Raw genomic sequence first — 14,185 nt, 5'->3', positions numbered from 1 at the left:
GCGCTCGGCCGCCGCCTTGGCCAGGGGGTGCTCAGCGGCGACTGCCATGTAGCTGACGCCCATCAGCGTGTCCGGGCGGGTGGTGTAAACCGTCAGGCCGCCTTCCTGCTCTTTCAGCGGGAAGGTCAGCTCGGTCCCTACCGATTTGCCGATCCAGTTGCGCTGCATGGTCTTGACCTGCTCGGGCCAGCCCTCCATGTCTTCCAGGTCGTTCAGCAATTCTTCTGCGTAGTCGGTAATGCGAATGAACCACTGCGGAATCTTTTTCTGTTCGACCAGCGCACCGGAGCGCCAGCCCCGACCGTCAACCACCTGCTCGTTGGCCAGTACGGTCTGGTCAACCGGGTCCCAGTTCACGGTGGACATTTTCTTGTACACCAGGCCTTTCTCGTAGAGGCGGGCGAAGAACCACTGTTCCCAGCGATAGTATTCCGGGTCGCAGGTGGCCAGTTCGCGGCTCCAGTCGTAGCCAAACCCCAGCTGCTTGAGCTGGTTCTTCATGTAATCAATGTTGGAGCGGGTCCACTTGGCCGGTGCAGACTTGTTGGCAATCGCGGCATTTTCGGCAGGCAGGCCGAAAGCGTCCCAACCCATGGGCTGCATTACATTCTTGCCCTGCATACGCTGGTAGCGGGAAATCACGTCACCGATGGTGTAGTTGCGGACGTGGCCCATATGCAGCTTGCCGCTGGGGTAGGGGAACATGGACAGGCAGTAGTACTTGGGCTTGCCCGGCTCTTCCTTGACCTTGAAGGTCTCGTTGGTTTCCCAGAAAGTGCGGGCGGTCTGTTCTACTTCACGTGGGTTGTATTGTTCGTCCATTCCTGCCATTGCCAAAAGTACCCTGTGTGAAAAGGATGTTCGAGAAAAGGCCGAACATTCTAACGCACACGCGGCTTAACAGGTAGTCTGCCAATTCTGCGGGTTTGTGCCAGACTGAGAGTATGGTGAAAGGTGCAGATAAGGAGCCCAAATGAGCGAGCCAGAACGCAGTCACCTCTCCGGAAAAGCCCTTGAGGTTTACGACCGAATGCTTGAGCGGGTACAGACACGCCTGCATGAGCTACAGGAAACGTCGTTGCAGACGCTGGAGGAAGAAGTTCAGAAAGCGATAGAAGTGGAATACGAGATCGAGGAAATGACCCGGGAAGAAGCGGATCTGCTCGGGGCGTATCTTCAGCGGGATCTGGAGCACCTGTTGCATTTCGTGGAGGAGACCGGGGAAGGCCTGGGAGAATGGCTGCAACTGGATATCGCATTACTGGAACACACCCTGGCAGACCGGCTTCTCTCGGTGGCCGATCAGACCCTGGTTGATACTCTGGAACTGAAGCAGAAGCTGGAGAATCAGGACGTCAGTCACTATATCTCCGGTGAAGTGGCCACGGCGGGTATGTTCCGGTGCATGAACTGCAGCCACATGCTTTGTCTGACCAAGACCAGCCACCTGCATCCCTGCGAGGCCTGCGGCTCCCATTACTTTGAGCGGGTAACCAGCCGCTGGCCACCGAAAGAAAGCTGAAGCCATCGCCTTGAGCCTGCAAGCCATTTGAGCAGCAGGCTCAAGGCGCTCAGTTTTTCGGAATCACCCGTTCTCGGATGAACACAATCAGGATGATCGCCAGCGTCAGCACCGGCCAGGATCCTGTTCGCATGTAGGGTGTGCTCCCGGTTGCCGTAAATACCTCACCGGTCAGTACCGCGCGCTCGAACTGTGGGATGCGCTCGGTAATCTCGCCCTTGTGATTGATGATTGCAGTGACGCCGTTGTTGGTGCCCCGCAGCATGTAGCGGCCGGTCTCCAGGGCTCTCATGCGGGCAAGCTGCAGATGTTGCAGCGGCCCGATGGAATCACCGAACCAGCCGTCGTTACTGATCGTCAGCAGCAGATCGGTGTTGCGGGCATTAAACGCTACGAAATCGGGGTAGGCCACTTCATAGCAGATGTAAGGGGTGATTTTCATGCCATTGGCGACCAGCGGCGCTTGCTGCTCTGGCCCAGGCGTGAAGCTACTCATGGGCAGGTCAAAGAAACCGATCAGCCCCCGCAGCAGACCTTGAAGTGGCACATATTCGCCAAAGGGCACCAGCTTCTGTTTGTGGTACATGCCGTCGCCATTGCCGATGGCCATAATGCTGTTGTGGAAGGTGTAGTCTTCAATCTGGCCGCTGTAGCCATACCAGGGGATGCCGGTGATCAGCGTGCTGTTTTCTCCTAACTGTTCCCGGATATGATCAATGACCTTGCCAGCCTGGTCCTGCGGAATGGGGATGGCTGTTTCTGGCCAGAGGATCAGGTCGGTTTGCCAGTGCGCTTCAGTCATGCCCAAATAAGCCACAATCTGATCGCGCAGGAAATCAGGATCCCACTTGATCTGTTGCGGTATGTTGCCCTGCATCGCCGCAAAGCTGACGGGCTCTTCGCTGAGCTCGGTCCAGTCAGCTTTGTTCATGGCCGGGGCGATCAGCCAGGGCAGCAGAGCTGCTACCAGAACGGCGCCAGCAGTGACCTTCCTTTCAAGTTTGAACAGCCACCAGGCGCCGTAAGCAGCCACTGCGGTAACGGTGATCCAGAAGGTAATGCCATGCACGCCAGTCAGCGGCGCCAGCCCGGCCAGGGGGCCGTCGGTGTGGGCGGTGCCCAGATAAAGCCATGGAAAACCGGTCAGCAGCCAGCCGCGCAGCCAGTCACCCAGAATCCAGATGGCAGGGAACAGCAAGAGTCGGCGTGGTGCGCTGTCTTTGGCGAGTTTGCCCCAGAACCAGAACGCCAGCCCATGGAACAGGGCCAGCCCGGCAATAAACAGGACCATGAGTACAATGGCCAGAGGTACCGAAGTATTGCCGTGCTCGCTGATGCTGACGTAAATCCAGCTGGCACCGGAGGCGAACAGACCAAGCCCGGCCAGCCAGCCGGAGCGGAACAGCTTGTCCGGCGCCTGATGGACGGTGACCAGCAGGATCAGAAATACCGACAGGGGCCCCAGCCACCACAGATAGAATGGCGAGAAGGTCAGTGTTTGCAGAGCGCCGGCAATCACAAGGATTGCGGCGCCCAGCCATTTTCGGGTGGTGAACGGGAGTTTCAGTGGCGGGTGCTGTGGATCATGACTCACTGCGGGTTACCTGCAACAGACGGATGACTCGGTTATCGGCGTTGGCAATAGTAAACTGCAAGCCGCCGAATTCAACCGTTTCGCCCCGTCTGGGCAGGTGTCCAAATTCTTTCAGTACCAGGCCGCCAATGGTATCGAACTCTTCTTCATCCATGTCTGTCTCGAAGAATTCGTTGAAATCATCGATGGGCGTCACGGCCTTCACCGCAAAGGTCCCGTCGCCCCGGGCCTTGATATGGGTCTCCTCATCGAAGTCATGTTCGTCTTCGATTTCACCGACGATCTGTTCCAGCACGTCTTCGATGGTGATAAGGCCAGCGGTTCCGCCGTACTCATCCACCACAATCGCCATGTGATTACGATTTTCCTTGAACTCCTTGAGCAGCTGGTTCAAACGCTTGCTTTCGGGAACAAAGGTGGGCGGCCGCAGGATTTCGCGGATGCGGTTCCAGTTCAGATCGTTGTTGAGGGCAAGAGGAAGCAGGTCTTTCGCCAGCAGTACCCCGATGACGTCATCCTGGCTCTCGCCGATGACCGGAAAGCGGCTATGGGCGGAAGACATAATCTCGGGCAGGAACTCTTTGGGTTCCTGAGATGCCTTTACGGTGATCATCTGGGATCGGGGGATCATGATCTCGTCCACCCGCATGTCGATCACTTGCATGGCGCCTTCAATGATGCTCATGGAGTCAGCATCAATAATGCTCTGGGATTCAGCATCCCGCAGGATTTCCAGCACGTCCTCGACGGACTCAGGCCCGCTGGAAAAGGCCTGTGATATACGCTCCAGCCAGGACTTGTTGCCCTGACTGCGACTCGACTGATCGTCGCTCATGAGTCTGGTTCCGTTTCCTCTGCTTCGTAAGGGTTAGCAAATCCGAGCTGCGCGAGCAGCCGGATCTCGAGGGCTTCCATGACCTCGGCTTCATTATCTTCAATATGATCGTAGCCCTGGAGATGCAACATACCGTGCACCACCATATGGGCCCAGTGGGCGACAGCGTCTTTGCTCTGCTCCCGCGCTTCCTGTTCAACAACTGGCGCGCAAATCACGAGATCTCCGGCCAATGGCACCGTTATACCCGCTGGTGCTTCAAATGGGAAGGACAAAACATTGGTAGGCTTGTCCTTGTCCCGGTATTGGTTATTCAGCTCACGGCTCTCGTCGTTATCGACAATACGGATGGTTACTTCGGTTGGATTCTCATCCTGCCACGCCGCCTCTGCCCAGGCTTCAAACAACGCCTCGCTGGGTACGCCCGTGCCGTCAAACGCCATCTGAAGGTCCACAGTTACCTTGCTCATTGGCCTGTGGCACTCCCGTCGTCGAAAGAATCGTAGGCTTCAACAATGCGTTGAACCAGGGGATGACGCACCACATCCTTGGCGTTGAAACGGGTAAAGCCAATGCCCGGGACCTTGCTCAACACGCTGGCGGCATGAATCAGCCCGGAATTCTGTCCGCGGGGCAGGTCCACCTGGGTGGTATCGCCGGTAATGACCGCGGTAGAGCCAAAGCCTATCCGGGTCAGGAACATCTTCATCTGCTCCCGGGTGGTGTTCTGGCTTTCGTCCAGAATAATAAACGAGTTGTTCAGGGTGCGGCCGCGCATGAATGCCAGGGGGGCAATCTCGATTACGCTTTTCTCGATCAGGCGGGTGACCTGATCGAATCCCAGCATTTCGTATAGTGCGTCGTAGAGCGGGCGCAGGTACGGGTCCACCTTCTGGGCCAGATCGCCAGGCAAAAAGCCCAGCTTCTCGCCGGCTTCCACCGCCGGCCGAACCAGCAGAATACGCTTCACCTGCTCGTCTTTCAGAGCCTCGACAGCACAAGCCACGGCCAACCACGTCTTACCGGTACCCGCGGGCCCGATGCCGAAGTTGATGTCGTGGGTGCGAATGTTATGCACATACTTTTGCTGATTCCGGCCACGGGGTTTGGCGGTCAGCTTCGGTGTCTTGATAACAGTGACCTGGCCTTCATCGTAAGGCACATCATCCGGCAGCCGTTCCAGGCCGGTTTCGCGGATGAACAGGTGCACGGTATCGGGTGGTATGTCATCACTGGCCTCGGTTTCCCGGTACAGATGCCGGATAACCTCGGTTGCCGCCGCTACGTTCTCAGTGCTGCCTTCCACCCGAAAATGATGCCCGCGCCGGCCGACTTTCACTTGCAAGCGCTGTTCGATCATTTTCAGGTGTTCATCAAACTGTCCGCACAAGGTTGCCAGGCGGCGCTGGTCCACCGGGTGCAGGTCAAATTGTCTGGTATCGTGAGTGTTCAATCTTGCTCCGTTCTTTTTTAACTCCAGACTGGGTGCTAATGGCTGGAGTAGGCATTTCCAATTTTGGGAGTATGGCCGATGCGTGGGTTCGCTTCCACAGGGACGCTCAAGACGTCCTGTTCGCTTAGCTTCGGCCATCCATGGCCTACGATACCCTGTGGAAGCGAACCCACGCACCGGCCTTTCTTGCTATGTGCAGGTTCGCAAGACGAAAAACAAGTACGAGTTTTTACAGGGCTTGCTTTCTTATTAACGAGCGTCTTCGTGAACCAGGCAATGATGGGTCTTCTTTAGCATGCCACCGTGAGGTCAGGCTGATCCAGCTCGCCTCCCAACGCCACACAAAGAGCACATGGGTGCCGAAGCCTAAAACAACTCGGAACTAACCGGCACACCACGAAGAGAGTTCGGGTAGGCCTCGACGATTTCTACGTCGATGAAATGACCAACCACCTCAGGATTCTCGTGGCGGAAATTCACAATACGGTTGTTCTCCGTACGCCCCGCATACTCGCCCGGATCCTTCTTGGACAAACCAGTCACCAGAATACGCTGAGTAGAACCCACCATCTTCCGGCTGATATCCATTACATTCTGATTCAGGCGATCCTGAAGAATGCTCAACCGCTGCTTCTTCACCTCCATCGGCGTATCGTCCGGCAAGTCAGACGCCGGCGTGCCGGGGCGGGCGCTGTAGATGAAGCTGAATGACATGTCGAAGCCGATGTCGTTGATCAGCTTCATGGTGTCCTCGAAATCCTTGTCGGTTTCACCCGGGAAGCCGATGATGAAATCCGAGGAAAAGCTGATGTCCGGGCGAATCTTGCGCAGGCGGCGCAGCTTGGATTTATACTCCAGCGCCGTGTGGCCTCGCTTCATCGCTGCGAGGATGCGATCAGAACCGCTCTGCACGGGCAGGTGCAGGTGGCTGACCAGTTCGGGAACCCGCTCGTAGACTTCAATCAGCGCATCGCTGAATTCCACCGGGTGAGAGGTGGTGTAGCGGATGCGGTCAATGCCGTCGATGGTGGCGATGACTTCGATCAGTTCTGCCAGGTCCATCTGGTCGCCGTCGTGGGTTTCGCCACGGTAGGCATTGACGTTCTGGCCCAGCAGGTTTACTTCGCGCACGCCTTGGGCGGCCAGATGGGCCACTTCGGCGATGACGTCGTCCACCGGGCGGCTGACTTCTTCGCCACGGGTGTAGGGCACCACGCAGAAGGTACAGTATTTGCTGCAGCCTTCCATAATGGAGACAAACGCAGAGGGGCCGTCGGCGCCGGGCTCAGGCAGGTTGTCGAATTTCTCGATTTCCGGAAAGCTGACATCGACCACGCCAACGCCGTTACCCTTGGTGCGTACTTCGGTGATCATGTCGGGCAGGCGATGCAGGGTTTGCGGGCCGAATACCATATCCACGTAGGGCGCCCGGTCGATGATGGCCTGGCCTTCCTGGCTGGCGACGCAGCCGCCGACGCCGATGATCAGGTCGGGCTTTTTGATTTTGAGACTTTTCCAGCGGCCAAGCTGGTGAAACACTTTCTCCTGAGCTTTTTCGCGGATGGAGCAGGTGTTCAGCAGCAGGATGTCGGCGTCATCGGCGTTGTCGGTGACTTCGACCGCTTCGCCGGTTTTGAGCAGGTCTGCCATGCGGGCAGAGTCGTACTCGTTCATTTGGCAGCCGTGGGTTTTGATGTACAGCTTTTTGGCCATGGGTCTCACGTTGTCTGGTGTGTTGGCGCCGGGGTGGAGTGGGGCGCTGGCAAAAATTGACTGGGTATTATAACGGGGTGCTTAATCTTCAACCACCGTTGTCTCGGTATTCCTCATCTGAGGCTGTGCTATTATTCGCAGCCTGTTAGCTGTGGTGCATGAAGGGCTTCGGGGGAAGCTTTCCAAAAAGCGCTCCTTCGGCACATCCCTGTGGCGCTTGTGTTCCGCCATCCGTGGCTCCACAAATTTTTGGAAAGCTTCCCCCAAAGCCCTTCCCCAAGCGCTGTGTTGTCATCAATATGACCTGAAACCTGACCATGACTCCAGAACGCCTAGCCCGAATCAAGCAAGTTCTCAATACCCGCCAACCCGACCTGCGGGTGCTGACCGATCAGGTGCACAAACCCAGAAACCTGTCGGCCATTATTCGGTCCTGCGATGCCTTCGGCCTGGCCAATATGCACGTGGTTTGGCCCAAGGAGGGTTTTCGGGCGTTTCGTAAGACTGCTGGCGGCAGCTTTCACTGGGTGACGACGCATACTCATCCCACTATGGATAACGCGGTGACGGAGCTGAAGGCCCAGGGGCACAAGCTGTATGCGGCGCAGTTATCGGACCGGGCGGTGGATTTTCGGGAGGTGGACTACACCGTTCCGTGCACCATTATCATGGGCAACGAAGTGGATGGTGTGAATCCGGTCACCGCTGAGCAGGCGGATGAGCATATTGTGATTCCGATGATGGGCATGGTGGAATCGTTGAATGTGTCTTCAGCCTGTTCAATTATCCTTTCCGAAGCCCAGCGTCAGCGGAAGCTGGCGGGCATGTTTGATCAGCGGCGGATGCCGGATGAAGAGTACAATCGTCTGCTGTTCTGTTGGTGTCAGCCAACGGTGAAGCGGTATTGCGACGATCGTAACCTGCCGTATCCGCCCATTGATCACGAAACCGGGGAGTTGATCGATGGGGTGGGCTGGATGCAGGAGGTCAGGAAGCTCAGGGCCAATCGCCCCCGGTGGGACGATCAGCCGGAGAATGTGGCAGAGGACTGAATCCGGATCAGTCCTCGCGAGCCTCCAGATACCGCTGCAACTGATCCCGCAAAGCCTTGGGCAGTCGAGTGATGGTCAAGGCATCTTTGTCACGGTCGTAGTACACCGCCTGGTTCACCAGGTCTGACGAGAAAGACACGCTCATACCTCCACCGGAACCAGCGATACGCACGAGTTTTTTGACCTTGCGGTGGTCCGGGTGCAGTACGCCGGTTTCCGGTAGTTCGGCGTTCTGGCTGGCGAACTCCTTGAAGCGCTGGGGCTGGCTTTCATCCAGGTAATTCGATAGAGCTTCGATTTCCACGGGCTCGCCCAGGGCGTGCTGGTCTTTGCAGAATTCGTAGGCCTTGGCGCGTACTTCGCCAGCTTTTTCCGGTTCGCTGGTTTTGGCGAACGCTTCCACTGCGTCCAGGAAGGTCATGGTTTCTTTTTCCACGTCCACGCTGTTGGTGAAGGCGCACAGGCGGATGAACAGTTCGCCGGGGTCGCCGGTGCCGCGGCCGTGGATCAGGGTCATGTAGTTTTCGCTGCCGTTGGCGTTGCGCCAGTCGTCCAGTTCAATTCGCACGGCCAGGTTCAGGCGCGACAGGCTGAGTACGTCGGTGGCGTCCAGTTTCTGGCTGCCGTCGAAGCGCATGGCGCTGTCGGTTTCCAGGATAAACAGGTACACCACTTCGGCATCGGCCAGGGCGTCGTGTACGATCATCAGGTGGCCGTCAAATTCTTCCTGGCTACCGGTCAGCAGTTCCTGCCACTGGCCGAAAAGACGGTCGGTCATGGCCGCGAAGGTCTGTTTGTCTTCCAGGTAGTCTTTGAGCCAGGCGCTGAAGGGGCATTCGCCGATGTCGTCTGAGAAGCGGCCATATTTCTTGCCGGGTTTGCTGTTGAACAGGCGCTTCATCTGCTTGTGCAGGGCTTCGTAGTCGCCGCCCGGTTCCTGCAGGGCCTCGCCCGCTACGAGGCGGGCAGGTTGGCCCGGCTGGTATTGGCTTGCGAAGGCGGTGCGCAGGTGTTTGATGGCCATGGGTCAGCTCCTGTCAGATTCAGTCGGCTTGGCGGAGCGTGATTGTGCCACGGTTGGCAGAGAAAGAAACCCCGGTCCCGACGTCTTCGTTCGGGCCGGGGTTCTCAATGGGCGGGTATGGAAATCAGATTCGCTTGCTGCGAATCAGTTCCTGGACCAGTGTCGAGACGGCGCCGGGAATGTCAGCTTCGTTCTCTGCGTTGGCACTGGCGTTGGCAATGTCCGAACCCAGGTTCACGGCAATGGCTACCAGCCCGTGAGCGGTCAGCAACTGCGCTACCCGACGGCGTTCGTCTGCGTCGCCCGCATTTTCTTCGGATACCACGACGGCGGTCTTGCCCTGATCGAACAGAGCTCGCTCAACGGCCAGCGCCAGTTCCGGGCCATGTTTGCCGTTACAGGCGATGATGGCCGGCTTCTGGGCCAGGCGTCGTTCGCGTTCCTCGGCGGTGACCGGGTCCAGGGATTCCAGGCCATCGGCCAGGCCTGCGATCATGCCCGCCCCGATGGTTACGTTGGTCAGGCGGTCAATGACGATGAAGCTGCCGGTGGCATGGTTACGCTGATAGGCGTCGAACGCGACCGGTTGGTTCAGAGTCAGTTCGCACAGGCCGATTTCATTCAGGGCCAGTTGGCTGGGATTGGCTTGCTGATCCAGCGTGTTTACATCGGTCTGATGGTGGATTTTCTTCACGGTACCGGAAGTAAAGGTGGGGCCCAGCTTGATGTCATACAGCCGGCCGGTTTCCAGCGGTGCGTCGGTCATCCAGACAATGTTGGCATTGAAGCGGTTGTGGACTTCCGGTTCGTCCTCCACCTTCACCAGCATGTCGCCACGGCTAATGTCGATCTCGTCTTCGAGGGTCAGGGTGACCGCCTGGTCGATGTAGGCTTCGTCCAGGTTGCCGTCGAAGGTCACGACTTCCTTTACTTTGCTGGTACGGCGTGAGGGCAGGGCCATCACTGCATCGCCAGGGCGAACCACCCCAGAGGCGATGGTGCCGCAGAAGCCGCGGAAGTTCAGGTTCGGACGGGTCACGTACTGCACCGGGAAGCGGAAATGCTCCAGGTTCTTGTCACGGGACACTTCCACCGTTTCCAGAATTTCCATCAGCGGCTGGCCGGTAAACCAGGGGGTGTTCTCGCTCTTGTTGACGACGTTGTCTCCATCCAGCGCCGAGATGGGAACAAAACGGATGTCCTTGAGGCCCAGTCGTGAGGCAAAGGCCAGGTAGTCGTCGCGGATTTCATTGAAGCGCTCTTCGCTGAAGTCCACCAGATCCATTTTGTTCACGGCGACCACGATGTGCCGGATGCCCAGTAGCGAGGCAATATAGGAATGCCGGCGGGTCTGGGTGAGTACGCCGTGGCGGGCATCAATCATCAGGATGGCCAGTTGCGCAGTGGATGCGCCGGTGGCCATGTTGCGGGTGTACTGCTCATGGCCCGGGGTGTCCGCAATGATGAACTTGCGTTTGTCGGTGCTGAAATAACGGTAAGCGACATCAATAGTAATGCCCTGTTCCCGCTCGGCCTGAAGGCCGTCCACCAGCAGTGCCAGGTCCAGTTTTTCGCCGGTGGTGCCCATTTTTGCGCTGTCAGTTTTCAGGCTGGCCATGTGATCTTCATAGATCATCTTGGTGTCATGCAACAGCCGGCCAATCAGCGTGCTCTTGCCGTCATCCACGCTGCCGCAGGTGAGCAGGCGCAGGAGTTCCTTGTTCTCGTGTTGCTTCAGGTAAGCCTGAATATCTTCTGCAATCAGATCAGACTGGTGTGACATGTTAGAAATACCCTTCCCGCTTTTTCTGTTCCATGGAGCCCGCTGAGTCGTGGTCGATCACCCGGCCTTGCCGCTCTGAGCTGGTGGCCAGCAGCATTTCCTGAATGATGTCGGGCAGGGTGTTGGCCTCGGATTCAATGGCGCCGGTCAGCGGATAGCAGCCCAGGGTGCGGAAGCGTACCGATTTCATCATCGGCTTTTCACCTTCTTTCAGGGGCATGCGGTCGTCGTCTACCATGATCAGGGTGCCATCGCGCTCTACCACGGGCCGCACGGCTGCGTAATAGAGGGGAACGATGTCAATGTTCTCAAGGTAGATGTATTGCCAGATGTCCAGCTCCGTCCAGTTGGACAGCGGGAAGACACGGATGCTTTCGCCCTTGTTGACTTTGCCGTTGTAAATATTCCAGAGCTCCGGGCGCTGGTTCTTCGGGTCCCAGCGGTGGTGTTCGTCACGGAAGGAATATACCCGCTCCTTGGCACGTGATTTTTCTTCGTCCCGGCGGGCGCCCCCGAAGGCGGCGTCGAACTTGTACTTGTTCAGGGCCTGCTTCAGGGATTGGGTTTTCATGATGTCGGTGTGCTTGGCGCTGCCATGAGTAAAGGGGCCGACGCCTTGCTTCACGCCTTCTTCATTGATGTGCACGATCAGGTCGAGCCCGAACTTCTCCGCTACATGGTCCCGGAACGAGATCATGTCCCGGAATTTCCAGGTGGTATCCACGTGAAGCAACGGGAACGGTGGCTTGCCCGGGTAGAAGGCTTTCAGGGCAAGATGCAGCATCACGGCAGAATCCTTGCCGATGGAGTAAAGCATGACCGGGTTGTCGAACTCGGCGGCCACTTCCCGAATGATGTGGATGCTTTCGGCTTCCAGCTGTTTGAGATGGGTGAGGTTATATGTGGTCATGTTCATCCGTTGCCATGGAGGGCGAAGTAATGGCTGTAATTTAGATGAACAACTATATCAGAGCAGCTTAGGGTATAAGAAGGAATGCTGTAAGAATTTCAGGTTCTAATAATATAGCCTTCGCCGGTGTCTGGAGGCGGGGGTAAACGCCAGCGACGTCGCCACTGGCTTCCGTCAGTGAGCTTCGCTGGAGGGATTACGTGCGTCCGAAAGCAGTTTGGCAACATAACGATCGACATAGTCAAAGCCGTTGCCTTCGAATTCACAGAACTGGATACCAATCTGGAACTCGTCCCGGGCAATGCGACGCATGTGTACGATGTTCCCGTCGGCGAGCACCGTGACCGGCTGGTTTGCAATGACGGGCACCGAAAAACGGGTTTTGACTTCGATCCAGTGGCCGGGGGCCGGTGTTTTCAGGCCCGGAACCAGCTGTTTGACGGTGTCCTGATCACAGGAGAGCATCACGCCTGAGCGGGACAGGTTGGACACCTGGCAGGTAAGGCAGCAGCCATCCGGCTTTTCGATCGTAATGTCGGTTGAAACGTCCACCCGCTGCTGGTTTCGCAGATTGGGTTTGGCGGCAAGAGGTTTCATGTTCACTCTTCTGGCATGTGTGGTTTGAAAAGAAGTTGCCTTTCCCATAAACGCCTTCCAGAAAAACACATAAACGATTGAAAGTTTAGCTGTTTAAAAAGTGAACAGCAAGAATCCTGTCGGTAATTGTGGCACTTTTACTACAAAATTCTGAACACGGTGTCACAGTTTTAGTCGGTAAGTTGATCTGCGTCAGCGGATTTGTGGTGGCGGAGTAGGTGGTGCGACTGCTGCAGTTCTTCCGGTCGTGAGGTAAAATTGCCCGCTACACTCATCGGGAGCATGGCTCCGGACATCCTGCAGGCTTTTATGACCGAGAAAACGCAAAACGCGCCCCAGAGCGGAAAAGTAGGCTTTATCAGCCTTGGTTGCCCGAAGGCGCTGGTAGATTCTGAACGTATCCTGACCCAGTTGCGCCTGGACGGCTACGATGTGGTGCCCACCTACGATGACGCCGATATTGTGGTGGTGAACACCTGTGGTTTTATAGATGCCGCCAAGCAGGAATCCCTGGACGCCATTGGTGAGGCAATCAGTGAGAATGGTAAAGTCATCGTCACCGGTTGCATGGGGGTTGAGGCCGACCGGATCCGTGAAACCCATCCGGGCGTGCTCGCAGTATCCGGCCCCCAGGCCTACGAGGAAGTGGTGGGTGCCGTCCACCAGTATGTGCCCCCGAAGATAGAGCATGACCCGTTTGTGGACCTGGTGCCACCTCAGGGCGTCAAGCTGACGCCGCGCCATTATGCCTACCTGAAGATTTCGGAAGGCTGTAATCACCGCTGTACCTTCTGCATTATTCCCTCGATGCGGGGAGACCTTGTCAGTCGCCCGATTGGCGAGGTCATGGACGAAGCCAAGCGATTGGTGGATGCCGGAGTAAAGGAAATTCTGGTGATCTCTCAGGACACCTCCGCCTACGGCGTAGACATCAAATACCGTACCGGTTTCTGGCAGGGGCGCCCGTTAAAGACAAAAATGCAGGCGTTGTGTGAAGCCCTGGGTGAGATGGGGGTTTGGGTGCGTTTGCACTATGTCTATCCCTATCCCCATGTGGATGACGTCATCCCGCTGATGGCCGAAGGCAAAATCCTGCCGTACCTGGACATCCCGTTCCAGCATGCCAGCCCGAAAGTGCTCAAGGCCATGAAACGCCCGGCCCATGACAGCAAGACTCTGGAGCGCATCAGGAAGTGGCGGGAAATCTGCCCGGAACTGACCATTCGCTCCACCTTCATCGTTGGTTTCCCGGGGGAAACCGAGGAAGACTTCCAGTACCTGCTGGACTGGCTGGACGAGGCTCAGCTGGATCGAGTGGGTGCCTTCACTTACAGCGCGGTGGAAGGGGCGCCGGCGAACGAGCTCGAAGGTGCGGTCCCCGAGGAGGTGAAGGAGAAACGCCTCGCTCGCTTTATGGCCAAGCAAGCAGAAATCTCAGCGGCGCGTCTTCAGGCGAAAATCGGTCGTACCATTGATGTGTTGATTGATGAAGTTGATGAAGAGGGTGCGATCGGTCGCTCGAAGGCCGATGCGCCAGAGATTGATGGCATGGTCTACCTGAACGATGAAACCGAACTCGTTCCCGGTCAGATTGTGCAGGCTGTCGTAGAGCATGTCGATGAGCATGACCTTTGGGCACGTTTGATCTGACTGTCGGCATCGTGTCAGCGAACTATCGCAAAAAGGTCTGGCAGGGTGGGTT

The 14,185-nt window shown here is 57.1% G+C and carries 13 protein-coding genes; 3 read left to right on the top strand and 10 right to left on the bottom strand.

The annotated features are described in order from the left end of the window. The coding region (locus B3Y70_RS02575) for a class I tRNA ligase family protein (RefSeq protein WP_288589129.1) at positions 1-822 on the bottom strand (822 nt) is incomplete at its 3' end. 151 nt (positions 823-973) lie between these two features. Here B3Y70_RS02575 and B3Y70_RS02570 point away from each other — a divergent pair. After that, positions 974-1,522, top strand: a complete 549-nt coding sequence (locus B3Y70_RS02570; RefSeq protein ID WP_014422128.1) for a zinc ribbon-containing protein — start codon at positions 974-976, stop codon at positions 1,520-1,522. Positions 1,523-1,571: 49 nt separating this feature from the next. Here B3Y70_RS02570 and lnt read toward each other — a convergent pair whose 3' ends face one another. The 5 genes from lnt to miaB all read right to left on the bottom strand — a co-directional run bounded on the left by lnt (position 1,572) and on the right by miaB (position 7,117). Then, positions 1,572-3,116, bottom strand: a complete 1,545-nt coding sequence (gene lnt, locus B3Y70_RS02565) for an apolipoprotein N-acyltransferase (protein WP_286895516.1) — start codon at positions 3,114-3,116, stop codon at positions 1,572-1,574. Beyond that, entirely contained in the window at positions 3,106-3,951 is an 846-nt protein-coding gene (locus B3Y70_RS02560; protein WP_011786186.1) for an HlyC/CorC family transporter, read from the bottom strand. The genes lnt and B3Y70_RS02560 overlap by 11 nt, the downstream gene beginning before the upstream one ends. Further along, a complete protein-coding gene (ybeY, locus tag B3Y70_RS02555) occupies positions 3,948-4,421 on the bottom strand; it encodes an rRNA maturation RNase YbeY (protein ID WP_153741150.1) in 474 nt (157 codons plus the stop codon). Before ybeY ends, B3Y70_RS02560 begins: the two co-directional genes overlap by 4 nt. Continuing rightward, positions 4,418-5,404 (bottom strand): PhoH family protein, encoded by a 987-nt coding sequence (locus B3Y70_RS02550; RefSeq protein ID WP_114434191.1) that lies wholly within the window; start codon positions 5,402-5,404, stop codon positions 4,418-4,420. Before B3Y70_RS02550 ends, ybeY begins: the two co-directional genes overlap by 4 nt. 366 nt (positions 5,405-5,770) lie before the next feature. Next, a complete protein-coding gene (gene miaB / locus B3Y70_RS02545; RefSeq protein WP_286895519.1) occupies positions 5,771-7,117 on the bottom strand; it encodes a tRNA (N6-isopentenyl adenosine(37)-C2)-methylthiotransferase MiaB in 1,347 nt (448 codons plus the stop codon). Positions 7,118-7,434: 317 nt separating this feature from the next. Between miaB and trmH the strand changes: the two genes are divergently transcribed. Continuing rightward, a complete protein-coding gene (gene trmH / locus B3Y70_RS02540; protein ID WP_014422124.1) occupies positions 7,435-8,169 on the top strand; it encodes a tRNA (guanosine(18)-2'-O)-methyltransferase TrmH in 735 nt (244 codons plus the stop codon). Between the two features lie 7 nt (positions 8,170-8,176). Here trmH and B3Y70_RS02535 read toward each other — a convergent pair whose 3' ends face one another. The 4 genes from B3Y70_RS02535 to B3Y70_RS02520 form a co-directional block, all read right to left on the bottom strand. Further along, a complete protein-coding gene (locus tag B3Y70_RS02535) occupies positions 8,177-9,193 on the bottom strand; it encodes a nucleoid-associated protein (RefSeq protein ID WP_273031389.1) in 1,017 nt (338 codons plus the stop codon). 124 nt (positions 9,194-9,317) lie between these two features. Then, entirely contained in the window at positions 9,318-10,976 is a 1,659-nt protein-coding gene (gene cysN / locus B3Y70_RS02530; protein WP_011786180.1) for a sulfate adenylyltransferase subunit CysN, read from the bottom strand. A gap of 1 nt (position 10,977) precedes the next feature. Next, on the bottom strand, positions 10,978-11,892 hold the full coding sequence (gene cysD, locus B3Y70_RS02525; protein WP_011786179.1) for a sulfate adenylyltransferase subunit CysD: 915 nt from the start codon (positions 11,890-11,892) through the stop codon (positions 10,978-10,980). Between the two features lie 168 nt (positions 11,893-12,060). Then, a complete protein-coding gene (locus tag B3Y70_RS02520) occupies positions 12,061-12,483 on the bottom strand; it encodes a PilZ domain-containing protein (protein WP_014422121.1) in 423 nt (140 codons plus the stop codon). A 309-nt stretch (positions 12,484-12,792) separates the two neighbouring features. On the opposite strand from B3Y70_RS02520, the gene rimO reads away from it, so the two are divergent. After that, positions 12,793-14,133 carry a 30S ribosomal protein S12 methylthiotransferase RimO gene (rimO, locus tag B3Y70_RS02515; protein ID WP_273031385.1) on the top strand — a complete coding sequence of 447 codons (1,341 nt, stop codon included), beginning with the start codon at positions 12,793-12,795 and terminating at the stop codon, positions 14,131-14,133. The last annotated feature ends 52 nt before the right edge of the window (positions 14,134-14,185 follow it).

The sequence above is a fragment of the Marinobacter sp. UBA5687 genome (assembly GCF_002420325.1).
GTDB lineage: Bacteria > Pseudomonadota > Gammaproteobacteria > Pseudomonadales > Oleiphilaceae > Marinobacter > Marinobacter nauticus.
This window is presented reverse-complemented; position numbering and strand designations above follow the sequence as displayed.

Bases quoted from the DNA above. Each gene is read 5' to 3' on its own strand.
- B3Y70_RS02570 (WP_014422128.1), top strand. From the start codon at position 974: ATGAGCGAGCCAGAACGCAGTCACCTCTCCGGAAAAGCCCTTGAGGTT.
- B3Y70_RS02560 (WP_011786186.1), bottom strand. From the start codon at position 3,951: ATGAGCGACGATCAGTCGAGTCGCAGTCAGGGCAACAAGTCCTGGCTG.
- ybeY (WP_153741150.1), bottom strand. From the start codon at position 4,421: ATGAGCAAGGTAACTGTGGACCTTCAGATGGCGTTTGACGGCACGGGC.
- miaB (WP_286895519.1), bottom strand. From the start codon at position 7,117: ATGGCCAAAAAGCTGTACATCAAAACCCACGGCTGCCAAATGAACGAG.
- trmH (WP_014422124.1), top strand. From the start codon at position 7,435: ATGACTCCAGAACGCCTAGCCCGAATCAAGCAAGTTCTCAATACCCGC.
- B3Y70_RS02535 (WP_273031389.1), bottom strand. From the start codon at position 9,193: ATGGCCATCAAACACCTGCGCACCGCCTTCGCAAGCCAATACCAGCCG.
- cysN (WP_011786180.1), bottom strand. From the start codon at position 10,976: ATGTCACACCAGTCTGATCTGATTGCAGAAGATATTCAGGCTTACCTG.
- cysD (WP_011786179.1), bottom strand. From the start codon at position 11,892: ATGAACATGACCACATATAACCTCACCCATCTCAAACAGCTGGAAGCC.
- B3Y70_RS02520 (WP_014422121.1), bottom strand. From the start codon at position 12,483: ATGAAACCTCTTGCCGCCAAACCCAATCTGCGAAACCAGCAGCGGGTG.
- rimO (WP_273031385.1), top strand. From the start codon at position 12,793: ATGACCGAGAAAACGCAAAACGCGCCCCAGAGCGGAAAAGTAGGCTTT.